Below are 24046 nucleotides of genomic sequence, written 5' to 3'. Positions count from 1 at the left end.
CCGCCGCTGGGGCACTGACCTCAGGTGCCCCAGCGGCCTCGGCAGCCCCTGGCTGGAGCAGGAGGACGTTCTCCAAACGGATAGCGCCCGCGATACCACCCGGCGGTGGTATCGGATGCGCTATCGCTTTCGCGCAACACCACCTGGTCGGAAATCCGAGGCTGGAGTGACGTCCGGGACCAACGTGACCGCTGTGCCACGAGCAGGTTAGAGCGCCAAATGGAGTCGCAGCGCATCATCGAGCTCCGCGAGTTCGGGAGCGGAAACGCGACCGATGCGACGCAATAACCGCTGTGTTGCAATGGATCTCACCTGCTCGGCCTGTGCTTTCGACTCGACCGCGAGTCCACTGGCCGCTGCCGACAACAACACCTGAAACGGGTAGACCTTGTCGGTATTGCTGGTCACCGGCACCACCGTGACCACACCACGACCCAGGCGCGCCGCGGTGGCGTTGGCGCGGTCGTTGCTCACGATGACCGCCGGACGCCGCTTGCTCGCCTCGCTACCGCGGATGGGCTCCAGGTCGACCTGCCAGATTTCACCGCGCAGCATCGCTCACGCCATCCCCGACGGTAACCTCCCAGGACTCGGCGTTCTCATCCGATACCCACTCCGCCCACGCCTCGGCATAGTCCTCTTCGAGGCCCGGAAAGCGCAGCATCTGCACCGCACGCTGCAGCCCCGCCGATCGCGAGGGCAGACCGGCCCTCTTGACGTACTCGTCTAACACCGCGATGTCCTGGTCCGACAGGCTCACGCTGAGCTTCATACGGTGATGCTACTCGAGTAGCAATCAGGTAGCAAGGAAGGCGCCAGCGCCTTGGAAGGTACACCTCAGCGGGAAAACCGGATCCACGACCTCGCCCCCGAATTCGCCGCCGGGGACTGACCTCAGGTGCCCCAGCAGCCTCGGCAGTCCCTGGCTGGAGCAGGAGGATGTTCTCCAAACGGATAGCGCCCGCGATACCACCCGGCGGTGGTATCGGATGCGCTATCGCTTTCGCGCAACACCACCTGGCCGCAAATCCGAGGCTGGAGTGACGTCCGGGACCAACGTGACCGCTGTGCCACTAGCGGGTTAGGGGCTACGGCCTCAGGATCACCTTCAATTCCTCCCCGGACCGCGCGGCCACCGCCGCATACCCCTTGGCGGCCTCGGAGAGCGGCAAGGTGTTGGTGAACAGGCCGTCGACATCCAGCCGGCCGGACTGCAGCAATGGAATCAGCTGCGGCCAGGTGCGCTGCACCGGCGCGGTGGTCATCCGCAGCGTGACGCTGCGCAGCAGCGACGCCAGCGCCGGGAACGGAAACGGCGCCAGGTCATGGACCCCGACCACCGACACGGTGCCGCCGGGCCGCACCGCGGCCAACGCATCGGTCATCGACGCGTCGCTGCCGACCGCGTCGATCACCGCGTCCACGCCCCGGCCGCCGGTGGCGGCCAACAGGGCCGCGGTGCCCGGCACCTCGACCGGTGTGGCCCCCGCGTCCGCGGCCCGGTCCCGCCGCCCGGCGACCCCGTCGACGCCGAACACCGTGGCCGCGCCGTGGGCGAAGGCGCTGCGCAGCGCGCACTGCCCCACCGCGCCCAGCCCGAGCACCGCCACCGTGCCGCCGACCGGGATATCGGCGCGCTGGGCGGCGGCCCACCCGGTGGCCAGGTTGTCGGTCAACAACAGCGCCTGTTCGGTGTTGATCCCGTCGGGGATGGCCAGCAGCTGAAAGTGTGCCGCCGGCACCGCCAGCAGCTCGGCCTGGGCGCCGCCGAGCGCCCCGGACCCGAAGATCTGCGGGCCGGAGAAACACATCACCGGATCCCGGGTCGCGCAGCCCGGGCAGGCCCCGCACCCGGCCACCGACGACACCAGCACCTGATCGCCCACCGCGACGGTACGCACCGCCGCCCCGACCTCGACCACGGTGCCGACGGCTTCATGCCCCAGCGCCACCGGCTCGGCCAGCGGATACTCGCCGTCGTAGAAGTGCAAATCGGATCCGCAGATCGCGGCCGCGGTCACCGCGACAATCGCCGCGTCGGGACCGGGCAACACCGGATCGGGCCGGCCCTCGACCCGGATGCTGGCGGGACCGTCGATGACTACCGCGCGCATCTCAGTTTTCCTCCCGCAGCACGAATTGGGACCAATCGGGTTCCCGCACGGCCGACCAGTACTCGGTGAGCCGCCATGGGCTCACGGTGTGGATCTCCCCGTCACTGTTCTTGAAGTAGGAGTGTTTGACCGAGGGCTGCGACCACACCATCTTCGCGATCTCCCGTTGGGTGCGCGCATGCCAGGCCGCGGTGGCCGCGGCGGTCGGCTCCAGCGAGCGGACCTTCGGCTGGGCCAGCCGGTCCAGGCAGTGGTTGATGTAGCGCATCTGCAGCTCCGAGTGAAAGATCAGGCTGCCGCCGTGCGCGAGGTGGGTGCCGGGCCCGTAGATCAGGAACAGATTCGGGAAGTCCGGCACGGTGATCCCCAGGTACGCCGACGGCCGCTGACCCCAGCGGGAGCGCAGGTCCGCACCGCCGCGGCCGGTGATGGCCAGCGGCCACAACACCTCGGTGTGCCGGAACCCGGTGGCGTAGACGATGACGTCGACGTCGTGGGCGACCCCGTCGGCGGTGACCACGCCGCGGGGCGTGATCCGCTGGATCGGGGTGCGCACCAACTCGACGTTGTCGCGCCGCAAGGTGGCCAACCAGCTGCCGTTGTCTTGCAGGGTGCGTTTGCCGGTCGCCGGATAGTCGGGCAGCACCTTGGCCAGCAGCTCCTGGTCACCGTCGACCTGGTTGGTGATCCAATCGGTGAACATCACCCGGGCCACCGCGTTGATGTCGCTGACCGCGTAATCCTGGTCGCGGTAATTCGGGTCGACCCGCGCCGCGTCGAGCCCCTTGTCCGCGCCGGGCCACAGCACCAGGAACCGGTACCAGCGGCCATAAAACGGCAGGTGTTTCATCGCCCAGCGCATCCCGTCGCCGACCCGGTCGTGATACATCGGGTTGGGGAACATCCACTGGGCGGTGCGCTGGAAGACGGTGAGCCGTTGCACGTTGGCGGCGATGGCGGGCGCGATTTGAAAACCGCTGGCGCCGGCGCCGATCAGCGCCACCCGCTTACCGGTCAGGTCGACCGCATGGTCCCAGCGCGCCGAGTGAAAGGCCGGCCCCGCGAAGGTGTCGGCACCCTCGAAATCCGGAATGTGCGGGCGGTTGAGCTGGCCGACCGCGGTGATGACGGCGCGGGCGCGCACCCTGCTGGGTGACCCGTCCGGCGCGCGCAGCAACACCGTCCACGCCGCGTCGTCGTCATCCCAGTGCGCACCAACGGCTTCGGTCTGCCACAGCACCTGCTCGCCGATACCGTGTTTGGCGATGACGGCGGTGAAGTAGTCGCGCAGTTCGTGTTGTTCGGCGAAGTAGTGCGACCAGTCGTTGTTGGGTTCGAAGCTGTAGCAGTAGAAGTGGTTGGCGACGTCGACGCGCGCACCCGGATAGCTGTTTTCCCACCAGGTTCCGCCAGGCCCGGCGTTCTTCTCCACGATCGTGAACGGAATGTTGGCTTGTTTGAGCCGGATTCCGGCCAGGATCCCCGATTCGCCGCATCCGATCACGACGACCGGCAGCTCGGCGGCCCGCTCCGGATCCACCGGGGCCGGCCGGCGCGGGTCGGTCCCGTCGAGGTCCATCTCCTCGGCCAGCAGCGGCAGGTAATCGGGCGGAACCTGCTCACAGGCCGCCCAGTCCATCATTTCGGCGATGAGTTCGTGGCCCAGCGGTGCGGGCTCGGGGCAGCCGCGGTCGCGGTAGTCGGTGAGTACCGGCAGCGCCGCCGCCCGGGCCCGGGCTTTGTCCTCCTCGGACATGAACCCCTGGATCTCGTTGAGGAACAAGCCCGCGGGTTTGAACTCCCGGATGAACCGGGGGTCGCCGGTGATGTGCACCAGGGACAGCAGCAGCGTGGGGATGCTGACGTCCTCCAACGCGGCGGCGATCGCCGGCGTCGGCGTGGTGAACGGTGCACCGGCGTAGCGGCTGCGCATCGAGGCAATCCTTTCGGAATTACGCTACCTCTGGTTTCGTAATGGCGATTACGCTACCGCTCGTGTCGTAATGAGGCAAGGACTTCGAGGCCCCGGTCAGTCGCGGGGCTCGGAGGCCGCACCCGCCGTGCGCAGCGCGACCGGCGGCAGGTACTCCCCGATCAGGGTGCGATGCCACCAGGCCCGGTCGCGGCGCAGCTCCTGCCAGGTGGTGAAGCGATAGGTGTACAGCAGCGCCCGCACGTAGCGGGGCGGCGCATTCGGGAATGGGTTGTGTCGCAGCAGCCGCAGCGTCGCGCGGTCGTTTTTCAGCAGCCGCGCCAACAACGCGGCCCGCCACCCCTGCGCGTACAGCGGCGAGATGGCAGCGAACCACATCAGCCAGTCCAGCCGCAGATGGTAAGGCGCCCACTGCCGCGGCAGTCGGTGCACGGAGCCCGGCTTGCCCTTGAATTCGTATTCCCGCCATACGGTTTGGTCGGTGATCTCGGACTCGTCGGTGCCTTCGAGGATTACCTCGCGTCGGATCCGGCCCACGGTTCCGAACGCCCCGTAGGTGTTGACCAAGTGGTAGGGGTTGAAGGACAGGTTCATTCGCTGATGGTGCGATGCCATGTTGCGCACCGGCCAGTAGCTGAGCACCAGCACCGCCGCGGTGAACGCGATCACCAGCACGGCGAACCAGGGCGGCGCCGCGGGCAGGGCGGGCGAGGCCGGTAGCGGCAGCACCGCCGCCGCCGACGACGCGTCGATCGCGCTGCAGGCCAAGATGATGGTCACCCAGTTCAGCCAGGCGAAGTTCCCCGAGGCCACCAGCCACAGTTGGGTGACGATGATGATCGCCGCCGCCACGCTGGCCACCGGCTGCGGCGCAAACAGCCCGAACGGCACGACGAGCTGGGCGAAGTGGTTGCCCGCCACCTCAACCCGGTGCAGCGGCTTGGGCAGGTGGTGGAAGAACCAGCTCAGCGGCCCGGGCATCGGTTGGGTCTCGTGGTGGTAGTACAGGCAGGTCAGATTCCGCCAACACGAGTCGCCGCGCAGCTTGATCAACCCCGCCCCGAACTCGATCCGGAAGACCAGCCAGCGGGCCAGCCAGATCGTCAGCACCGGTGGCGCGACGCGGTCATTGCCCAGGAAGATCGCGAGGAATCCGCTCTCCAACAGGATGGACTCCCAGCCGAACGAATACCAGGTCTGCCCGACGCTGACGATCGACAGGTACAGCACCCAGATCAGCAGCCAGGCCAGCATCGCCGCCCACAACGGCACCAGGTTGGCCGCCCCGGCCACGATGGCCGCCGACAGAGTCGCGCCGAACCAGGCGACCGCCGCGAAGAACCGGTCCGAATAGTGCAGGTGAAAAATGCTGGGCGCACGCCGGAACGATTGCCGGTCCAGGAACTGCGGCACCGGCAGCATGCCGTGTTCGCCGATCAGCGCCCGGAACTGGCGGGCGGCCGCGACGAACGCAAGCAGATAGATGGCCGCGATGCCGCGCTCCACCAGCAGCCGGGCCAGCCAATAGTCGGGTGCCGTGAACCAACCCATGTCCGCAACTCCTTGGACTACGGACGTTCATACCACCGTTGACGTCCTCCCCACGGCTGAAGCCGGGGATTCCAACCCTTTCATGCTGCGGTTCCAGCCGGGGGTTGGAGCAGTAATTCCTCGCGGTTTCCTGCTGGTTCCTGCTTCGACGTCCTCACCGCGCCCGCGGGCGCGGTGAGTTCTCGGCAGGCGGTGACCGCAAGCCCTGCGGCCAGGATGTTCTTGGCGGCGTTGGTATCCGCGTGCTGCCACACCGAGCATGAGGTGCACCGAAATACCGCTTGGCTCTCACGGGATTTAGGGTCCACATGCCCACATGCCGAGCACCGTTGTGAGGTGAACGCTGCCGGGACTTTCACAATCTGCGTCCCGCTATAGCGGGCCGCCGACGTCAACGCTGTTTCAAACCGATACCACCCTTTCGACAGGATTGCTTTGTTCAAACCGGACTTGCTGGCCGCCCCGTTAGGCAGCCAGCGGCCCGGGTGTTCGGGGTCTTCGACGGGCTGCGCCCGACGAGTCATATTCCTGGTCGGCAATGTCTCCAGCACCACCACTGCGTTGGCGCCAGCGAGATGGTGGGCGGTCTTAGCGCAGAAGTCCTGGCGGCGGCGACGCTCCCGTGCCCGCAGCCCGGCCAGCTGGGCGCGGATTTTCGCGCGGTTACTGGAGTGCGTACCCGCACGCGCCAACTGCCGCTGCAACACCAGCATGCGCTGCTGCTCACCGGCAGTGACAAACTCACGGTCGATCAGCTGCCCGTCGCTGGTGGCGACCGCGACCACCACACCACGATCCACACCCACCGCGCTACCGGGTGCGGCGTGCCAGTCCGGGGTGGTTTTACCGTCGTCGACCAGCAGCGAGATAAACCACTGACCACCCTCACGCGAAACCGTGGCCGAACGAATGCTCTCCCCAACCAAAGGGCGTGAGCAGCGGAACTTCGCCCAGCCCAGTTTGGGCAGCTTCACCCGAGATTTGCGGCGGTTGAGTTTCTCCACGACCATCTTGTTGCCCTCGGGGAACCGGAACGACGGTGACCAGCGCCGACCTGAGCGCCAGTGCACCCGAAATGTGCCGTGCTTACGGCAGGCTTTGTCCAAGTCCATCAACGTCTGCTGCAGACAGTGCCCCGGCACCTGCTTGAGCCACGGGTGCTCGGCCTTGGCGTCGGCGAGCTCGGCGGCCTGCGGGCCGTAGTTCATCCACGCCCCCCGGCGGCGGTACTCGCGCCGCTGCTCCAACCCGACGTTCCACACCGCACGACACGCCGCGCCGACCTGCTCGGCGTACTCTGCCTGCGCGGCGGTGAACTCCACCCGAAACCGCCGCCCCGTCAACACGACCTCACCGGTCCTTTTGGGTTTCCACGTAGCGTTTGATCACCGAACGCGGCGCCCCGCCCACCGTCGCCACGAAATACGAGTTCGTCCACAACGACGGCAGCTTGGATTTCAGCCACGGGAACTCCTCCCGCAACACCCGCGACGAACGCCCCTTGATGGCCTTGACCAGCCTGTGCACCCCGAACTGCGGATCCACCTCCACCAGCAGATGCACATGATCAACCATGGTCTCCATCTCGATCAACCACGCCCCCTTCTCCGTGATCACCTCACCGATGATCTGCTTCAGCCGCGTCTCCATCGGCCCGCCGATCACCTTGCGGCGATACTTCGGACACCACACCACGTGATATGCGCACTGAAACGCGATATTCGCGCTCGACCGCAACGTAACACCCACAACCGACAACACTAGACAACGAGCAGCTATCTACTACCTCAACAGGCCGAAACCCCACATGGCAGTGGCCGCCACGAGTACGAACTTGACGCGCTCACCCCCACGGCTAAAGCCGGGAGTCCGCCGCGCTACGCCCAACCCGATCGTGGCCGGGTCAAGACGCGGTGGACGAGCATTGCGCAATGGCCGCGGTCGGATCGCTCAACGCGCGCCGCAGCAGGTGCAGCGCCACCGTCGTCGAGCGCTCCCGGATGTCGGCGCGGTTGCCGGGCAGCCGGACGGTGCGGGTCAGCGTGGCGCCGTCGGCGAGCACCACGCTGAAACAGACTGTGCCGACCGGTTTTTCTTCGGTGCCGCCGCCGGGGCCGGCGATGCCGGTGATCCCGACCGCGGTGTCCGCGCCGAACCGGCGCAGCGCACCGGCCGCCATGGCGGTCGCGACCGGTTCGGACACCGCCCCGTGCGTCGCGATCACCGCCGGATCGACGTCGAGGAGTGCGGTTTTCGCGTCGTTCGCGTAGGCCACCACCCCGCCCGCGACATACGCCGACGCGCCCGCCAGCTCGGTCAGCCGGGCGGCCAGCAGCCCGGCGGTGCAGGATTCGGCGGTGGCTATCCGACGTCCGGTCAACAACTTCGCGACCTGATCGTCGACCCGGGCGCCGTCGACGGCGAACACCTCGCGGGGATGGCGGTCCCGCAGCAACTGCACCAGCTGCGCATACGACGCGGCGGCGGCCGGCTCATACCGGGTGACCATCTCGACCTCGCCGCGACGCAGACAGGTGGTGATCTCCAGTTGTTCGAAACCGGGGATGTACTGCGCCGCATCGCGCAGCGTGTCGGCCAGCCCGGACTCGGGCAACCCGAACATCCGCACGGTGTCCTGGCGGTAGATGGTGCGTCCGGCGATCGCCTGGGCCACCGCGGCCGTGCGCACCGCGGCGGCCCACATCGGCTGCAGTTCGCGCGGCGGCCCGGGCAACACCACCACGGTCGGGCGCCCGGGCACCACCACACCGGGTGCCGTTCCGACCGGGTCGATCACCTCCGACCCAGCCGGAATCAGCGCCTGCTTGCGGTTGGCGGCCAGCAGCGCGTCGAAGTCCACCGGCCCGACCCGAGCGATCAGGGAGCGCAGGATCGCGGCGATCTTGGCCTCCAGCGCGCCATCCAGCACCAGGTCACGCCCGCAGAATTCGGCCACGGTCGCCACGGTGAGGTCGTCGGCCGTCGGGCCCAGGCCGCCGCTGGTGACGATGAGGTCCATCCCCTCGTCGGCCAGAAACCGCAGTTGGGCCGCGATGTCGCCGGGACGGTCGCCGCAGATCGTGATGTGCGCCAACTCCACGCCCAGCTCGAGCAACCGGTCGGCGAGCCAGGGGCCGTTGCGGTCCTGAACTCGTCCGGTCAGGACCTCGGTCCCGGTGACCACAATGCCTGCACGTGCACTCACCGCAATGAGACTACGCACCAGACGTCGCGTATCGCCCGCCTACCCGTTGCTTCGGTTGGCGGACAGCGTATTTCGCTGCGCCGCCGAGATCGATCAGGGCAGCCCGGACACCGGGAACGGGCTCAGCGCCGGCGGCGCCGCGACCGGCGCCGAGGGGGCGGCCAACCCGGGAACCGTCGCGGCCGGGGCCCGGACCGGTGCCACCGGGGCGGTCCCGAAGTTCGGCATCGGCACCGGCAGCATCCGGCTCAGGTCGCCGGTCCCGGGAATCCCGGGCACTCCGGGCAGATTGGACTGCCCCACCGGCGCGGTGCCGGTGGCGGATGCCGGGTTGGGCAGGTTGACCGAGGCGCTGGCGAGCGGCGGCGGCGTGGCCGGGGTCGCCGGCGCGCCGGTGAGCGCCGAGGTGGTGGTCTGCAGAATCTGCTGCGGAATGCTGGCCGGTGAGGTGACCACCTGCGACACCAGACCGGGCAGCCCGGGGGCCGGGTTACTCGGGGCGGCGGTGTCGGCCGCCGCGCTGGCGCTGGTCGCCAGAGCGGTCATGAACAGGCCCGCGGCCGCGCCCGCGGTCAAGACCATCCAGTTGCGGATACGTGACATGGTGCTCCTAAATCAGTTCGACTGAACGTGCGAAACCGAAGCTAGCCAGTTACGCAAGTTACTCAAGCGACGCGAGTGGCGGTTTATGGAACCGTTGCGAAGGAGTGCCACGGCGGTGATTGGGCGCGGCGGTGACGGGCGGTCGCCCGGCACGGACCGTAACATCGACTAGATGCAGCCGCCGGCGCCCTTCGATCCGCTCCCGGAGATCGCCGCGAGCCCGCCCGGACCCCGCATCGGCGCATTCTTCGACCTGGACGGCACGCTGGTCGACGGCTTCACCGCGACCGCGCACGCCGGGGATCGGATCCGCCGGCGGCAGGCCCGGATCGGCGAGGTGCTGGGCGTGGTCGAAGCCGCGTTGCGGTACCGATTCGGCCGCATGCAGTTCGCCCGGCTGCTGGTACGGGCCGCGGGATATCTGCGCGGCGAATCCATCGCCGACCTCGACGAACTCGGTGAGCGGCTGTTCGTCGAGCGCATCGCCACCCGCGTCTACCCGCGCATGCAGGAGATCGTGCAGGCGCATCAGCTGCGCGGCCACACCGTCGTGCTCAGTTCCTCGGCGCTGACCATCCACGCCGAACCGGTGGCCCGCTACCTGGGCATCACCCGCGTGTTGTGCAACCACTTCGAACTCGATGACGCCGGCCGGCTGACCGGCGGGATCGTCACCCCGGTGGTCTGGGGCCCGCAAAAAGCCGTGCTAGTCCAGAAATTCAGCGCCGACCACGGGATTGGCCTGCCCGACAGCTACTTTTACGCCGACGGCGACGAAGATGTGCCGTTGATGTCGATGGTCGGCCAACCGCGGCCGGTCAACCCGCGTCCCGGCCTAGCCGCCGCGGCCGCCACGCACGGCTGGCCGGTGCTGCAGCTGCCTCGACCCACCCGCGCCAGCAGCCGATCCCTGCGCCACGTCGCGGGTTTCGGGGTGGGGTTGCTGCGGGCGGTCACCACCCGCTGACTAACGCTTGAGCCAGCCCTGGACCGTCGCCAAATCCCTTGAGTACGTGCCCAGAATGTAGTCCTCGTACCGCGATCCCCCACTGATCGCCTCGGTGCCCCGCCACACCACGTGCACCTGGTCCCGGCCGCGGATGTAGATGTCAACGCGGTCGCGTTCGTTGCGCTGCCACCCGTGCTCCTCGGCGAGCCGGTGCAGCTCCTGGCGCTGGTCGATTGCGGTCATCATTGCGATCCCTCCTGTACTGCAAGCCGGCGCTCACGCTAGCAGTTGTCGCCGGACGGCCATCGACCGCAAGCGTGGGAAACTGGGCGGATGGCAGCATCGTGGGCACGCTCGGAGCACGACGACTGGGACATCGTGAGCAGCGTGGGCTACACCGCACTGGTGGTGGCCGGCTGGCGTGCGCTGCATGCGACCAGCCCGCACCCGTTGGTGACCGACGACTACGCCCAGCTGTTCATCGCGGCCGCCGCCGACCCGTATCTGACCGGCCTGTTGGCGAACCCCGCCACCTCCGACAACGCCACCGTCTTTCCGCGCCTCTACGGCGTGCAGACCCGGTTCTTCGATGACTTCTTCGGCTCGGCGACCGGCCTCCGGCAGGCGGTCATTGTCGCGGCCGGGCTGGATTCGCGCGCCTATCGGCTGGACTGGCCCGCGCACACCACGGTGTTCGAGGTCGACCAGCCCAAAGTTCTCGAGTTCAAGGCCGGCGTCCTCGCGCAGCACGGCGCCGCGCCCCGCTGCCAACGACGCGAGGTCGCAACGGATCTGCGCGACGACTGGTCGGCGCCGTTGACCGCCACCGGGTTCGATGCCCGGCAGCCCGCCGCGTGGTCGGTGGAGGGTCTGCTGCCGTATCTGACCGGCCCGGCGCAAGACGCGCTGTTCACCCGCATCGGTGAGCTGTCCGCGCCCGGCAGCCGGCTGGCCGTCGGCGCGCTGGGCACGGGATCGGATTGGGGGCGGCTGGCCGCGCTCGGCGAGCGCTATCCGGGCTTGACGTCCTCGAGTGAGGTGGACTTCTCCGCGCTGACCTATCCCCGCGATGCCCGGGCCGAACCCGCCGCCTGGCTCGCCGAGCGCGGGTGGACCGTCGAGGCGGTCAGCACCTCCCCGCAGCTGCAGACCCGCTACGGCCGCACCCCGCTCGACGTCGACGTGCAGGTCGATCGGGTGCTGCACTCGGAGTACATCACCGCCGTCCGGCGCGGTTAGCCCTTGTGCGGGATGCCGGACACCGTGCCGCCGTCCATCACGAACTCGGTGCCGGTGGCGTAGGACGACTCGTCGCTGGCCAAGAACAACACGAAGGTCGACACCTCGATCGGGTCGGCGGCCCGGCGCAGCGGGATGCTGATCATGTCCTCGGGCACGTTCTCGGTCATCGGGGTGCGGATCAGGCCGGGGTGAATCGAGTTGACCCGGATGTTGTGCGGCGCCAACTCCATGGCGACCGACTTGGTCAGCCCGCGCACCGCCCACTTCGACGCCACGTAGCCGTGCGCCCACGGGGTGCCGCGCAGCCCTTCGATGGACGAGACGTTGATGATCGACCCGCCGCCGGCGGCGATCATCGGATCGGCGGCGGCCTGCATGCCCAGGAACGTGCCGGTGAGGTTGACGTCGAGGATCCGCTGCCATTGCGCCAGGTCGAACTGCTGCAGCAGGCTGCCGTTGACGATGCCGGCGTTGTTGACCAACACGTTGAGCTTGCCGAATTCGTCGACGGCGGTGCCGACCGCGGCCTTCCACTGGTCGGCGTCGGTGACGTCGAGGTGGACGTAGCGGGCCGCGGCCCCGAGCTCGTCGGCCAGCGATTTGCCGTCCTCGTCGAGGATGTCGCCGATCACCACCTTGGCGCCCTCGGCCACCAGCAGGCGGGCGTGCGCGGCGCCCATGCCCCGCGCGCCGCCGCTGATCAATGCAACTTTGTCGTCCACGCGTCCCATGACGGGTCAGGCTACCCCAGAACCGGCGGAACTAGAACCTGTTTCATTCCGGCCCTCGGATGCGCAGACTGGCAGTGCATCAACTTGTTACGGTGTCACGCAATAGGACAACAGGGTCCGGTAAGGAGACATCATGGCGATCCGGGTGGCGCACGTCGGCACCGGCAACGTGGGGCGGCTGGCGCTGACCCAGCTGATCACCGATCCGCAGTACGAGCTGGTCGCGGTGTGCGTGTCGTCGGAGGCCAAGGTGGGCAAGGACGCCGGCGAGCTCGCCGGCCTGCAGGTAGCCACCGGGGTCACCGCGACCGATGATCTGGACGCGGTGCTCGCCGCCCGGCCCGAATGCGTCGTCTACTGCGCGATGGGTGACACCCGGTCACCGGAGGCGATGGCGGATTGTGCGCGTTTCCTGGCCGCCGGGATCAACGTCGTCGGGTCCGCGCCGGTGATCCTGCAGTACCCGTGGCAGGTGATGCCCGAGAAGTACATCGCCGGGTTGGAAGACACTGCGCGGCAAGCCGGGTCGAGCCTGTTCATCACCGGCGTGGACCCCGGATTCGCCAACGACTTGATCCCGTTCGCACTGGCCGGCACCTGCCAGCGCATCGAACAGGTGCGGTGCCTGGAGATCGCCGACTACGCCACCTACGACGGCGCCGTGGTGATGTTCGACGTGATGGGCTTCGGCAAACCGCTGGGCGAGCTGCCGATCCTGCTGCAACCGGGGGTGTTGAGCATCGCCTGGGGCACCACGATCCGCCAGCTGGCGGCCGGGCTGGGCATCGAGGTCGACGAGATCACCGAAAGCTACGAGCAGGAGCCGGCACCCGAGGCGTTCGACATCGCGGCCGGCCACGTCGCCAAGGGCAGCGTGGCCGCGCTGCGGTTCGAGATCCGCGGCATGGTGGGCGGCCATCCGGCCATCGTCATCGAACACATCACCCGGTTGCGTGAAGACCTGCGGCCGGACTGGCGGCAGCCCGCGCAGCCGGGCGGGTCCTACCGCGTCGAAATCGTCGGCGAACCCTCGTATGCCGTCGACATCTGCCCCTCCAGCCGCAAGGGCGACCACAACCACGCCGCCATCGTCGCCGCGGCCGGGCGGATCGTGAACGCCATCCCCGCGGTGGTGGCGGCCCCGCCGGGCATTCGGACCACGCTGGACCTCCCGCTGGTCACCGGAAAGGGCCTCTACACCGCGGGCTGATCGGCGGGGCTGCCGGTCGAGACCGCATTCACGGCGTCGAGCCTGCGGCCACGGCGCCCAGCCTGCGACCAGGGCGCCCAGCCTGTAACCAGGGCGTGATTCTGGCCGCAAAGTCGCTCTCACTTCAGGCTCGACGCCGTGGATGCAGTGTCGAGGCCGCCAGCGCAGCCAAAACACCTTCCAACACGCTCGTTCGCTCTAGACGAGAATCGCATTTCCGATTATCGTCAACGCCGTGCAAACACAGAAGGTGCTCGCGCCCGAAGTCTCGACCTGGCCGGAGGAGAATCCGCAGCTGGTCGGCAGTCACTGCGACGCGTGCGGTGCGACGACGTGGCCCAAACAATCCCGTTGCCCGCAGTGCAGCGAACCCGGAATGTCCGAGCTGCGGCTCCCCCGCCGCGGCACCCTGGTGGCCTGGACGACGCAGGGGTTCGTGCCGAAGCTGCCGTACGCCGGCGGCGAGACCGCCGCGAGCTTCACCCCGTTCGGTGTCGGCCTGGTCCAGCTCGGCGATGTCGTCCGGGTGGAGGCGCGGCTCACCGAGCACGACCCGGCCAAGCTGCAGTTCGGCATGGACGTCGAGTTGGTCTTCGTCCCGTTCTACGTCGACGGCGACGGGACCGAAATCGTGACCTGGGCATTCCAGCCGGTCTGAGCCAAGAGCCAAGGAGTCTGCAAATCATGAATGACGTTGCGATTGTCGGCGTGGGCCTGCACCCGTTCGGCCGGTTCGACGGCAGACCCGCGATGGAGATGGGCGCCGAGGCGATCCAGGCCGCGCTCACCGACGCCGGCGCCAGCTGGAAGGACATCCAGTTCGGTGTCGGCGGCAGCTATGAGGTGTCCAACCCGGATGCGGTGACCCGGCTGGTGGGGTTGACCGGCATTCCGTTCACCAACGTGTTCAACGCCTGCGCCACCGCGGCCAGCGCCATCCAACTGTGCGCGGACACCATCAAGCTGGGCAAATACGACGTCGGGATCGCCGTCGGGTTGGACAAGCATCCGCGCGGCGCGTTCACCGACGACCCGGCCAAGCTGGCGTTGCCGGCCTGGTACGCCGAGAACGGGCAGTTCGTCACCACCAAGTTCTTCGGGATGAAGGCCAACCGCTACCTGCACGACCACGGTGTATCGCAGGAGACGCTGGCCAAGGTGGCCGCCAAGAACTTCCGCAACGGCGCCTTGAACCCCAACGCGTTTCGGCGCAAGCCCATCGCCGAAGAAGACATCCTCAACTCGACGGTGCTGAACTACCCGCTGACCCAGTACATGTTCTGCGCGCCGGACGAGGGCGCCGCGGCGGTCATCATGTGCCGCGCCGACATCGCGCACCGGTTCAGCTCCCAACCGGTGTACCTGCGGGCCGCCGAGATTCGCACCCGCCGCTTCGGCGCCTACGAGGTGCACGCCACCTCGGCGCCGATCGATGAGGATGTCTCCCCCACCGTGTACGCGTCGCGCGCCGCGTTCGAGGCGGCCGGGGTGGGCCCCGAGGACGTCGACGTGATCCAGCTGCAAGACACCGACGCCGGCGCCGAGGTGATCCACATGGCCGAGGCCGGGTTCTGCGCCGACGGCGAACAAGAGAAGCTAGTCGCCGACGGCGCCACCGAGATCGCCGGCTCACTGCCGATCAACACCGACGGCGGGCTGATCGCCAACGGCGAGCCGATCGGCGCGTCGGGGCTGCGGCAGGTGCACGAGCTGGTGCGGCAACTGCGCGGCGAGGCCGGCGAGCGGCAGGTGCCGGGGACGCCACGGGTGGGATTCGCGCAGGTCTATGGCGCGCCGGGCACCGCCTCGGCGACCATCGTCACCGTCTGAGCTGCCCGCCCCCGCCCGCGCGCCGGGGCGGGATGCGCACCGCGTCGGGACGGCGCAAAAACTTGCGATTCGTGGCGCCCGCTGGCCCTCACGGCGGGAATCTGGTACTAAACTAGAACACGTTTCAAATTTGGTTCTGGTCGCCTTTCGTCCCGCTTAGGAGCAGGCATGCATACCCCGATCTGCGATGACCTCGGCATCGAATTTCCGATCTTCGCGTTCACCCACTGTCGCGACGTGGTCGTCGCGGTGAGCAAGGCCGGTGGCTTCGGGGTGCTCGGGGCGGTCGGCTTCACGCCCGAGCAGCTGGAGATCGAACTCAACTGGATCGACGAGAACATCGGCGATCACCCGTACGGCGTCGACATCGTCATCCCCAACAAGTACGAGGGCATGGACGCCAACCTGTCCGCCGAGGAGTTGACCAAGACGCTGCAGGCGATGGTGCCCAAGGAGCACCTGGAGTTCGGCCGCAAGATCCTGGCCGACCACGGCGTCCCGGTCGAGGACAGCGCCGACAACGCGTTGCAGCTGCTGGGCTGGACCGAGGCGACCGCCACCCCGCAGGTCGAGGTGGCGTTGCGGCACCCGAAGGTTAAGTTGATCGCCAACGCGCTGGGTACCCCGCCGGCGGACATGATCAATCACATCCACGACTCGGGCCGTAAGGTGGCCGCGCTGTGCGGGTCGCCGTCGCAGGCCCGCAAGCACGCCGAGGCCGACGTCGACATCATCATCGCCCAGGGCGGTGAGGGCGGCGGCCACTGCGGTGAGGTCGGCTCGATTGTGTTGTGGCCGCAGGTCGTCAAGGAGGTCGCGCCGCGCCCGGTGCTGGCCGCCGGCGGCATCGGCAGCGGTCAGCAGATCGCCGCCGCCCTGGCGCTGGGCACCCAGGGCGCCTGGACCGGCTCGCAGTGGCTGATGGTCGAGGAGGCCGAGAACACCCCGGTGCAGCAGGCGGCCTACGTCAAGGCGAGCAGCCGCGACACCGTCCGCAGCCGGTCGTTCACCGGCAAGCCGTGCCGGATGCTGCGCAACGACTGGACCGAGGCCTGGCAGACCCCGGGCAACCCGGAGCCGCTCGGGATGCCGTTGCAGTACATGGTGTCCGGGATGGCGGTGAAGGCCACGCACAAGTACCCCAACGAGACCGTCGACGTCGCGTTCAACCCGGTCGGCCAGGTCGTGGGTCAGTTCACCAAGGTGGAAAAGACGGCGTCGGTCATTGAGCGCTGGGTCCAGGAGTACCTGGAGGCGACCAGCACGCTGGACGCCCTCAACGACGCTGCCTCCGTCTAAGCTGCAGCGGCGCGCCCAGGAACGGGTGCAGCGCTAACGCGTAGATCCCGAACACCGCCAGCGGCGCCAGCAGCGGCAGCCACGGCAGCGACAGCGGAAACGCGGTCCCGACCAGGCCGGCGAAGCTGAAACCCGCGGCCGCGGTCAGGGTCGGCACCGTCACGGTTCCGGTGTGCCGCAACACCAGGTAGCCGGCGCCGCCCAGCCCCGCCAGCGCGGTCAGCGGCGCCGCCGGGTCACCGAGCGTGATCGCCACGACGGTGAGCAGGGCGGCAACGGTGGCGGCGGGACGATAGGTCACCCCGGCCAACACCGCGACGGCCGCGGCGACGGCGGCGGCCAGCGCCGCACCGGCCACCCCCGCCGCGGCTGCGGCCGCCATCAGCAGCCCGCATCCGGCGGACAACGCCTGCGACAGCGGCTCTTTCATGTCAGCGCCGCCCGCGGCGGCGACGCCCGGTGAGCAGCCGCATCGACTGGTCCAGGGTGCTGTCCGCCGGCCAGCGCAGCACGTCCACGCCGACGGTGGCCATGTCGCGATACATCGCGGACCGCTGCAACGCCCACATCCGGTCGATCAGCGGCTCCTGCTGCTGCTCGAACGGCGCGCCTTCAAGCACGTCGACGGCGACCACCACGTGGCCGCGCTTGCGCAAGTCGATCAGCGCCAACGCGAACTCGGTGTCCAGCAGCGTGGAGAACGCCACCACCACCGCCCCGGGCGGCACCGCGGCGCGCGGCGCCAAAGTGCCGGTGGTGGTTTCGAATTCGTCGCCGGCGTGCAGGACGGTGTCGATCACCCGGTAGAACTGCCGCTGCCCGATGTCGGCGCCGAACCAGCGCGGGCGGCGACCGCCCAGCGCGACGACGCCGGCACGGTCCCCGTTGCGCAGCGCGGTCTGCACCACCTGCGCCGCGCCGCGCACGGCCCGTTCGGTGGCCTGGGTCGCCGGCCCCGGCGCCTGCGGATAGCTGTCGATCAGCACGATCACGTCCGCGGCGCGGTCGGTGAGCCGCTGGGTCACATGCAATCTGCCGCGCCGTGCGCTCACCGGCCAGTTGACCATCCGCAGCGGGTCGCCGGGCACATAGGCCCGGATGTCGGCGTACTCGACGCCCCGGCCGACGTGCCGGGTCAGATGGGTACCCAACCGATCGAGCAACTCGGTCTGCGGAATCGGTGTCGCCTGCGGCGGGGTCAGCGGGAACACGGTGATCTCCGCGGCGTCGACGGTGGCGGTGCCGGCCAGCAGCCCGCCGCGCGCGACGACATCGACGCGGACCTGGACGGGGTAGCGACCCCAGCGGTCGGCGACCGCGGCCACCGTCTGCCGTCCCAGGCCGGAGTCGTCGAGGACCTCCAGCCGCATCTCGGGGTCGGCCCGGGCGGTCAATTGGCCGGCGGCACCGGCGGGTTCGGTGGTCAACTCGAGGGTCAGTGACGTCTGCTCGGTTTCAAAGCAGCGCTGCGCGGCGGGCCGCGCCCGGACCCGGAATTTCGGTGCCGGCGGTTGCCAGGGAGTCGACGCCAGCACCCCGAGCAGCGGCGCGGCGAAGGCGATCAGCTGCCAGCGGGCGGCGATCACCGCCAGCGCCAGGGCCAGCGCCGCGCAGCTGGCGATGGCCAGGGCCAGCGGGGCGGCGCGCCACCGCAATTCGACGTTCACCTCCCGGGTTTCGATCACGCGCGCCGCCGGTTACGGTGTGGTGCCGCGGGCCCGCGGCACCGGTAAGCGCCGCAACAGTTCCGCCACCACGTCGGAGCCTTGGATGCGCCGCACCCACATCTCGGGCCGCAACGTGATCCGGTGCGCGACGGTCGGCACGGCGAGCGCCTTGACGTCCTCGGGGATCACGTAGTCGCGGCCCTGCAGCAGCGCCCGGGCCCGGGCCAGCTGCACCAGGTCGAGTTCGGCGCGGGGGCTGGCGCCCACCGCCACCTGCGGATGATGCCGGGTCGCGGTCGCCAGCGACACCACGTAGTGCAGCACGTCCTCGTGGACGCTGACCTGTTCGACCGATTCGCGCATGGCCACCACATCGTGGGCGTCGACGACCTGGTTGACGGTGGGCTCGGCCGACCCGCGGTCCAGCCGGCGCCGCAGCATCGAGGTCTCGTCGTGTTCGGACAGATACCGCAATTCCAGCCGGACCGCGAACCGGTCCAGCTGGGCCTCCGGCAGCGGGTAGGTGCCCTCGTACTCGATCGGGTTGTCGGTCGCCAGCACGATGAACGGCGCTGGCAGCCGGTGGGTTTGGCCGTCGATGCTGACTTGGCCTTCGGCCATCGCCTCCAGCAGGGCCGCCTGGGTCTTCGGCGGGGTCCGGTTGATTTCGTCGGCCAGCAGCAGGTTGGTGAAGATCGGTCCGCGCCGGAACTCGAAACGACCCGACTGCATGTCGTAGATGGTCGACCCCAGCAGGTCGGCGGGCAGCAGATCCGGGGTGAACTGCACCCGGGTGAAGCCGAGCCCCAGTGCCGCGGCGAAGGACCGCGCGATCAGGGTTTTGCCGAGGCCGGGCAGGTCCTCGATCAGCACGTGTCCACGCGCCAGCACGGCGATCAGGATCAGGCTCAGCGCGGACCGTTTGCCGACCACGACGCGTTCGATCTCGTCGAGCACCGCCTCGCAGTGCGCGGTGGTCGCCGCCGCCGGTTTTGCCACGCCCCCGGTCACGCCTGCTCCAATCGCCGCAGGATCTCCTCGAGCGCCGCGCGGCCCGGCCCGGGCGCCCCGGCGCCGCTGTCGGCGACGTTGCTCGGATCCACCCACTGCCACAGCTCGTCGCCGAACAGCATCCGGCCGGTGGCGGTAAACGCGGCCAGGTCCTTGGCGCGCGATTGGCCGGTCGCGTTTTCGTAGCGCCGGGCCAGCATCGGACGCCAGTGCCGATCCCAGTCCCGCCGGGTCGCCTCCGACCAGTGGATCAGCGTCTCGGTGCGGGATACCCAGTGTCGCAACGAATCACCAACGCTTGCATCCGGCGGCAGCGTGTCCGGCGCCAGGTCGCGGCCCAGCAGGCGGCGGAATCCGAGCAGCAGCAACCCCACCGAAACCCCCGAGATCGCCAGCACATAGCGGCGTTGCTGCACCACCAGCAGCAGCAGCTCGGCCCCGGCGACCAAACCGAGACCCAGCATCACCAGCCGGGTCACGGTGCGCCCCGCGGAAGTTCGGCCAGCACCAGGCGAAGCACGCGGACCGCGGCTGCACGGTGCCCCTCGTCCATCACGTGGGGGCTGAACCGCGCCTCGGTGAACAGGTTCACCAGCTGCGCCGCGCTGTCGGCGTGCACCGCGTGGTGATCGACGGCACGGGCCAACACCTCCGACGGGGTGTCGCAGTCCTGCGGGACGGCGTCGGGCACCCGGGCCAGTTCCCGCTCCATCGTGGCGTAGCAGGCGATGATCGCCTCGCGCGGGCCGCGGGCCAGGTCGCCGATCTCGGCCAGCCCGGCCTGCGCCGCCCGCGCCAGGGACTCCGCCCCGCCGGCGGGTACCTCGGGGCCGCGGCGGCCGCGCTGGATCGGCGGCGCGGGTCGGCGCCGCCGCCGACGGCGGCGCCCGACCGCCGCGGCCGCGGTGAGCAGCACCAGCATCCCCACCGCGCTGGCCGCCAGGTAGCCCAACAGGTCCCCGGAAGCCGGCTGCCGCGGTGACCGGGGTTGCGGCGGCGGGGTGGCACCGGTGGGCGGGGCGGGCTCGCCCACCGGTGCCCCGGTCGGCGCCTGTGGTGAGGATTCGGGCGGGCCGAAGCCGTGCGGAGCGCCCCAGCGCACCAGCAGCACCACGATCAGCAGCCAGGCCAGTAGTACCGCCAGACCGATCAGCACCACCCGCCAGCTCGGTCGTCCCCCGGCTCCGACGGCGCCCTCGGCGAGTTCGGCCGAGCCGCGGGGCAGCGGCGTGCGCCGCTCCCGCAGCCGTACGATCAGGGACACCGCGAGGATCGCCACCGTCACGCTGAGCAGCGCCGCCATCGCGAACGCCGAGCCCGGGTGCTCCGGCGAGTGTCGGGCTCGCCGGCCGGCGTCGGGCAGGTATCCGCGCAGCGCCGCGGCACCGAGCACCAAGAGCACGATCAGGGCGAGCACCCGCCCCGTCGGCTTGTCAATACCGGGCATCGGCCACACCACTCGACTGGGTCGCGCGCCGCGGTTGCGGCACCCCCATCCTGGCACGCCGGCCGCTCCCGGCGGCCGGAATGCGGCGGGACCGTGTTCCCGGCCGGCTTACCGGCCGGCCGGGTCAGCCACCGGGTTTTTCGTCGTGTCCGCCGAATTGCTTGCGCATCGCCGACAGCGCCTTGTTCGCGAAGTCATCGAGGTCGCGGGAGGCGAAGCGGGACTGCAGCGCGGTGGTGAGCACCGGCGCCGGGACGCCTTCGTCGATCGCCGCGATGGAGGTCCAGCGGCCCTCCCCGGAGTCGGAGACCCGCCCCGCGAACTTGTCCAGGGTCGGCGAGTCGTGCAATGCGATCGCGGTCAGATCCAGCAACCAGGAACCGATCACGCTGCCGCGTCGCCAAACCTCGGCCACCTCCGGGATGTCGATGTCGTACTGGTAGAACTCCGGATACGTCAGCGGCGCCGTTTCCGCGTCGCCCTGCTGGATGCGGGTGCCGATGTCGGCGTTGCGCAAGATGTTGAGCCCCTCGGCGAGCGAGGCCATCATCCCGTACTCGATGCCGTTGTGCACCATCTTGACGAAGTGGCCCGCGCCGGACGGCCCGCAGTGCAGGTAGCCCTGCTCGGATTGCGCGACCTCACCGGTTCGCCCCGGGGTACGCGGCGCCGCATCCACCCCGGGCGCGATGCTGGCGAAAATCGGTTCGGCGTGCGCGACGGCGTCCGCGTCGCCGCCGATCATCAGGCAGTAGCCGCGTTCGCGCCCCCACACGCCACCGCTGGTACCGCAGTCCAAAAGGCGGATACCCTTGTCGGACAGCATCTTTGCATGCTTAATGTCGTCGCGGTAATACGAGTTCCCGCCGTCGATCACGATATCCCCGGAAGCCAAGGTGCTGGCCAACTGCTCGATGACCCCGGTGGTGATGTCACCGGCGGGCACCATCACCCAGACCACGCGCGGTGCGTTGAGCTGTTCGGCCAGCTCGGCCAGCGACGACGCCCCGGTGCAGTTGTCCTCGCCGGCCATCGCGGTGACCGCGTCGGGGTTGTGGTCGTACACCACACATTCATGGCCGTCCTTGACGAGCCGGCGAACCAGATTCGCGCCCATCCGGCCCAGGCCGATCATCCCTAACTGCATCTTCTCCCCTGTCGTTACGTCGCGCTCAGGCGCGCTTGTCCCCCGGCATCCACGGCTCTTGCCAACCCTGGTGACCGCGCAGCAGTGTGTGCGCCGCGTCGGGCCCCCAGGAACCGGGCTGGTAGGTGTGCACCGCGCCGGGGGTGTCCAGCAGCGGTTGCACGATCCGCCAAGTCTCTTCAATGCTGTCTTCCCGCGCGAACAGCTGGCGGTCACCGGTGAGCCCGGCATGCAGCAGCCGCTCATAGGGTTGGATCGGCTCGCCCAGGTCCGCGGCGAACGAGGAGTCCAAATGGACATCGCCCCACGAGTCGTCGCGTTGGGCCACCAACTGCAGGCGCATTCCGGGATCGGGGTCGACGCGCAGCACGATCTGGTTGCGCTCGGCCCGTTCGCGCTTGGGCAGGAACGCCAATGCGGGCACGCGGCGGGTAAACAGCCGCACCTCGGTCACCTTCTCCGGCAGCGCCTTGCCGGCCCGCAGGAAGATCGGCACCCCGGCCCAGCGCCAGTTGTCGATCTCCATGCGCAGGGCGACAAAGGTTTCGGTCTGCGAGTTGTCCGCCACCCCGTCGATGTCGGTGTAGCCCGCGTACTGGCCCCGAACGTAGTGCGCGGGGTCCAGCGCGGGCATCGCTCGGAACACCTCGGCGCGCTTGTCGTTGAGGTCGTCGGCGCTCGGTCCGACCGGCGGTTCCATCGCGACCAAGGCGAGCACCTGCAAAAGATGGTTCTGCACGACGTCGCGCACCGTGCCGACGGCGTCGTAGAACTTTCCGCGGTCCTCAACACCGAAATCCTCGGCCATGGTGATGTGGATTTGGGAGATGCTGCGGCGGTCCCACAGTTCGGCCAGCGTGGTGTTGGCGAACCGCAGGTATTCCAGTTCGGCGACCGGCTGTTTACCCAGGAAGTGGTCCACCCGCAGGATCTGGTCTTCGCGCAGCACCGCGCGCAGCCGGGCGTTGAGCTCGCGCGCCGACGCGAGATCATGGCCGAACGGCTTCTCCACCGCCACCCGGGCGTGCTGCAACAGGTCGGCGTTGCCGAGGTTCTCCACGATCGGCGCGAACAGCGACGGCGGCATCTCCAGGTAGTACAGCGGGTGCCGATCGGCGCCGATCTGGGCGGCCAACGCCTCGTACAGCGCGGCGTCGGTGACATCGCCGTGCAGATAGGACAACCGCTGCGCCAACCGGTCGAACACCGCCTCGTCGATGTCCTCGGCCGTGCCGATCGCGTCGCGGGCCCGCTTGACCAACTGCTCGACGGTCATCTCATCACTGGCGACGCCCAAGATCGGGCAGTCCAGCAAGTGGCGGCGCTCCAGCCGGTACAGGGCACGGAACGTCATCTTGCGAGCCAAATCCCCGGTAATCCCGAAGATCACCAGCAGGTCCGACGGGGTGCCGTTGTGTTCGGCCAATCCGCCACCTCCAACGAAAGTCAGCTAAGCAATCGGTCTGCGCACCACATCCCACTCCCCCGCTGTGACCAGGCTCCACCCTAAACATTGCGGTGAGGCCCGACAACCAGCAACCGTCAGGGCGGGAAGCCGACGATGCCGGCACCGAACCAGCACAATGCGCGAAAGCGCAAGCGCCCGAGCTGCTTAGCGGAATTCAGCCGACCGGTTGGATCCCCGGCGGGGCGTAGGGACCGGCGCCACCGGTAAATATGCCGGGCTGCCATCCTTGGGCCCCGACACACAGCAGCGGCAGCCCGTCGGGTGACTGCGCGGCCGATTGCGGGTTCGAGCAGGGCGCGCCGATGTTCTGCACCCCCTGCAGCGGATACGAGATCATCCAGAATCCGGTGTCCTTACCCGGAAACTGGTTGGGGATGAAGTGGCAGGCCAGCGCCTCCCCGTCGGGGCCGTGCCCGTAGATGAAGCGCTCCCAGCTGTAACAGGCATCGCCCTGGGTGGCACCCTCGGCCATACCCGGCACGTCGCCGGGATAGTGGCGTGGCTCGGCGCCGGCGACCGGCGCCGAGACGGCCGCGGCGATGGCAGCGGCGGTCATTAGTTCACGAATCATGTCGCACCCTCACGTCTGCTGTGCCCGGTCGGTCCTCGCCGAGAGCCTATCCGGTGCCGTCGGGGCGC

The 24046-nt window shown here is 69.1% G+C and carries 25 protein-coding genes; 6 read left to right on the top strand and 19 right to left on the bottom strand.

The window, feature by feature from the left end; genetic code table 11:
* Window positions 1-207: 207 nt before the first annotated feature.
* The 9 genes from ACAG26_RS12580 to ACAG26_RS12540 all read right to left on the bottom strand — a co-directional run bounded on the left by ACAG26_RS12580 (window position 208) and on the right by ACAG26_RS12540 (window position 9406).
* Window positions 208-555: a type II toxin-antitoxin system PemK/MazF family toxin gene (locus ACAG26_RS12580; RefSeq protein ID WP_370482607.1), complete on the bottom strand. Its 348-nt coding sequence runs from the start codon at window positions 553-555 to the stop codon at window positions 208-210.
* A complete protein-coding gene (locus ACAG26_RS12575) occupies window positions 542-772 on the bottom strand; it encodes an antitoxin (RefSeq protein WP_370482606.1) in 231 nt (76 codons plus the stop codon). The genes ACAG26_RS12580 and ACAG26_RS12575 overlap by 14 nt, the downstream gene beginning before the upstream one ends.
* 316 nt (window positions 773-1088) lie before the next feature.
* A complete protein-coding gene (locus ACAG26_RS12570; RefSeq protein WP_370482605.1) occupies window positions 1089-2114 on the bottom strand; it encodes an alcohol dehydrogenase catalytic domain-containing protein in 1026 nt (341 codons plus the stop codon).
* A gap of 1 nt (window position 2115) precedes the next feature.
* Window positions 2116-4047 (bottom strand): flavin-containing monooxygenase, encoded by a 1932-nt coding sequence (locus ACAG26_RS12565; protein WP_370482604.1) that lies wholly within the window; start codon window positions 4045-4047, stop codon window positions 2116-2118.
* 96 nt (window positions 4048-4143) lie between these two features.
* Window positions 4144-5598, bottom strand: a complete 1455-nt coding sequence (locus ACAG26_RS12560; protein ID WP_370482602.1) for a lipase maturation factor family protein — start codon at window positions 5596-5598, stop codon at window positions 4144-4146.
* Between the two features lie 80 nt (window positions 5599-5678).
* Window positions 5679-6944 carry an RNA-guided endonuclease InsQ/TnpB family protein gene (locus ACAG26_RS12555; protein ID WP_370482601.1) on the bottom strand — a complete coding sequence of 422 codons (1266 nt, stop codon included), beginning with the start codon at window positions 6942-6944 and terminating at the stop codon, window positions 5679-5681.
* A gap of 4 nt (window positions 6945-6948) precedes the next feature.
* A complete protein-coding gene (gene tnpA / locus ACAG26_RS12550) occupies window positions 6949-7347 on the bottom strand; it encodes an IS200/IS605 family transposase (RefSeq protein WP_370482600.1) in 399 nt (132 codons plus the stop codon).
* A gap of 154 nt (window positions 7348-7501) precedes the next feature.
* Window positions 7502-8809, bottom strand: coding sequence for a competence/damage-inducible protein A (locus ACAG26_RS12545; protein ID WP_370482746.1), 1308 nt, complete (start codon window positions 8807-8809; stop codon window positions 7502-7504).
* An 87-nt stretch (window positions 8810-8896) separates the two neighbouring features.
* Complete coding sequence (locus ACAG26_RS12540; RefSeq protein WP_370482598.1) at window positions 8897-9406, bottom strand: hypothetical protein; 510 nt, start codon at window positions 9404-9406, stop codon at window positions 8897-8899.
* 172 nt (window positions 9407-9578) lie between these two features.
* On the opposite strand from ACAG26_RS12540, the gene ACAG26_RS12535 reads away from it, so the two are divergent.
* On the top strand, window positions 9579-10373 hold the full coding sequence (locus ACAG26_RS12535) for an HAD family hydrolase (RefSeq protein ID WP_370482596.1): 795 nt from the start codon (window positions 9579-9581) through the stop codon (window positions 10371-10373).
* Here the strand turns inward: ACAG26_RS12535 and ACAG26_RS12530 are convergent, their stop codons facing one another.
* A complete protein-coding gene (locus ACAG26_RS12530; RefSeq protein ID WP_370482594.1) occupies window positions 10374-10598 on the bottom strand; it encodes a hypothetical protein in 225 nt (74 codons plus the stop codon).
* 90 nt (window positions 10599-10688) lie between these two features.
* Here ACAG26_RS12530 and ACAG26_RS12525 point away from each other — a divergent pair, with 90 nt between their 5' ends.
* A complete protein-coding gene (locus ACAG26_RS12525) occupies window positions 10689-11594 on the top strand; it encodes a class I SAM-dependent methyltransferase (protein WP_370482592.1) in 906 nt (301 codons plus the stop codon).
* Here the strand turns inward: ACAG26_RS12525 and ACAG26_RS12520 are convergent.
* On the bottom strand, window positions 11591-12328 hold the full coding sequence (locus ACAG26_RS12520; protein WP_370482590.1) for a glucose 1-dehydrogenase: 738 nt from the start codon (window positions 12326-12328) through the stop codon (window positions 11591-11593). The genes ACAG26_RS12525 and ACAG26_RS12520 overlap by 4 nt on opposite strands.
* A 133-nt stretch (window positions 12329-12461) precedes the next feature.
* Here ACAG26_RS12520 and ACAG26_RS12515 point away from each other — a divergent pair, with 133 nt between their 5' ends.
* From ACAG26_RS12515 to ACAG26_RS12500, 4 genes are all read left to right on the top strand, one after another.
* The gene (locus ACAG26_RS12515) at window positions 12462-13538 is read left to right on the top strand and encodes a diacylglycerol kinase (RefSeq protein WP_370482589.1); all 1077 of its coding nucleotides are present in this window, start codon (window positions 12462-12464) and stop codon (window positions 13536-13538) included.
* A gap of 223 nt (window positions 13539-13761) precedes the next feature.
* Window positions 13762-14196, top strand: a complete 435-nt coding sequence (locus ACAG26_RS12510; protein ID WP_370482744.1) for a Zn-ribbon domain-containing OB-fold protein — start codon at window positions 13762-13764, stop codon at window positions 14194-14196.
* A 23-nt stretch (window positions 14197-14219) separates the two neighbouring features.
* Window positions 14220-15368, top strand: coding sequence for a thiolase family protein (locus tag ACAG26_RS12505; RefSeq protein WP_370482742.1), 1149 nt, complete (start codon window positions 14220-14222; stop codon window positions 15366-15368).
* Window positions 15369-15536: 168 nt separating this feature from the next.
* Entirely contained in the window at window positions 15537-16667 is a 1131-nt protein-coding gene (locus tag ACAG26_RS12500) for a nitronate monooxygenase (RefSeq protein WP_370482587.1), read from the top strand.
* Here ACAG26_RS12500 and ACAG26_RS12495 read toward each other — a convergent pair.
* The 8 genes from ACAG26_RS12495 to ACAG26_RS12460 form a co-directional block, all read right to left on the bottom strand.
* Entirely contained in the window at window positions 16645-17097 is a 453-nt protein-coding gene (locus ACAG26_RS12495; RefSeq protein WP_370482586.1) for a hypothetical protein, read from the bottom strand. The two genes, ACAG26_RS12500 and ACAG26_RS12495, sit on opposite strands and share 23 nt — an antisense overlap.
* Before the next feature lies 1 nt (window position 17098).
* Complete coding sequence (locus ACAG26_RS12490) at window positions 17099-18352, bottom strand: DUF58 domain-containing protein (protein WP_370482584.1); 1254 nt, start codon at window positions 18350-18352, stop codon at window positions 17099-17101.
* Between the two features lie 12 nt (window positions 18353-18364).
* Complete coding sequence (locus ACAG26_RS12485) at window positions 18365-19333, bottom strand: AAA family ATPase (protein WP_370482740.1); 969 nt, start codon at window positions 19331-19333, stop codon at window positions 18365-18367.
* Between the two features lie 8 nt (window positions 19334-19341).
* Window positions 19342-19824, bottom strand: coding sequence for a hypothetical protein (locus ACAG26_RS12480; RefSeq protein WP_370482582.1), 483 nt, complete (start codon window positions 19822-19824; stop codon window positions 19342-19344).
* Window positions 19821-20792 carry a DUF4129 domain-containing protein gene (locus ACAG26_RS12475; protein ID WP_370482581.1) on the bottom strand — a complete coding sequence of 324 codons (972 nt, stop codon included), beginning with the start codon at window positions 20790-20792 and terminating at the stop codon, window positions 19821-19823. The genes ACAG26_RS12480 and ACAG26_RS12475 overlap by 4 nt, the downstream gene beginning before the upstream one ends.
* Before the next feature lie 124 nt (window positions 20793-20916).
* Window positions 20917-21939 carry a phosphogluconate dehydrogenase (NAD(+)-dependent, decarboxylating) gene (gene gnd / locus ACAG26_RS12470; RefSeq protein ID WP_370482579.1) on the bottom strand — a complete coding sequence of 341 codons (1023 nt, stop codon included), beginning with the start codon at window positions 21937-21939 and terminating at the stop codon, window positions 20917-20919.
* 25 nt (window positions 21940-21964) lie between these two features.
* Window positions 21965-23365: a glucose-6-phosphate dehydrogenase gene (locus ACAG26_RS12465; protein ID WP_370482577.1), complete on the bottom strand. Its 1401-nt coding sequence runs from the start codon at window positions 23363-23365 to the stop codon at window positions 21965-21967.
* A 196-nt stretch (window positions 23366-23561) separates the two neighbouring features.
* Window positions 23562-23978, bottom strand: coding sequence for a hypothetical protein (locus tag ACAG26_RS12460; RefSeq protein ID WP_370482576.1), 417 nt, complete (start codon window positions 23976-23978; stop codon window positions 23562-23564).
* Between the last annotated feature and the right edge of the window lie 68 nt (window positions 23979-24046).

The organism is Mycobacterium sp. pUA109, assembly GCF_041287095.1.
Lineage (GTDB): Bacteria > Actinomycetota > Actinomycetes > Mycobacteriales > Mycobacteriaceae > Mycobacterium.
This window is presented reverse-complemented; position numbering and strand designations above follow the sequence as displayed.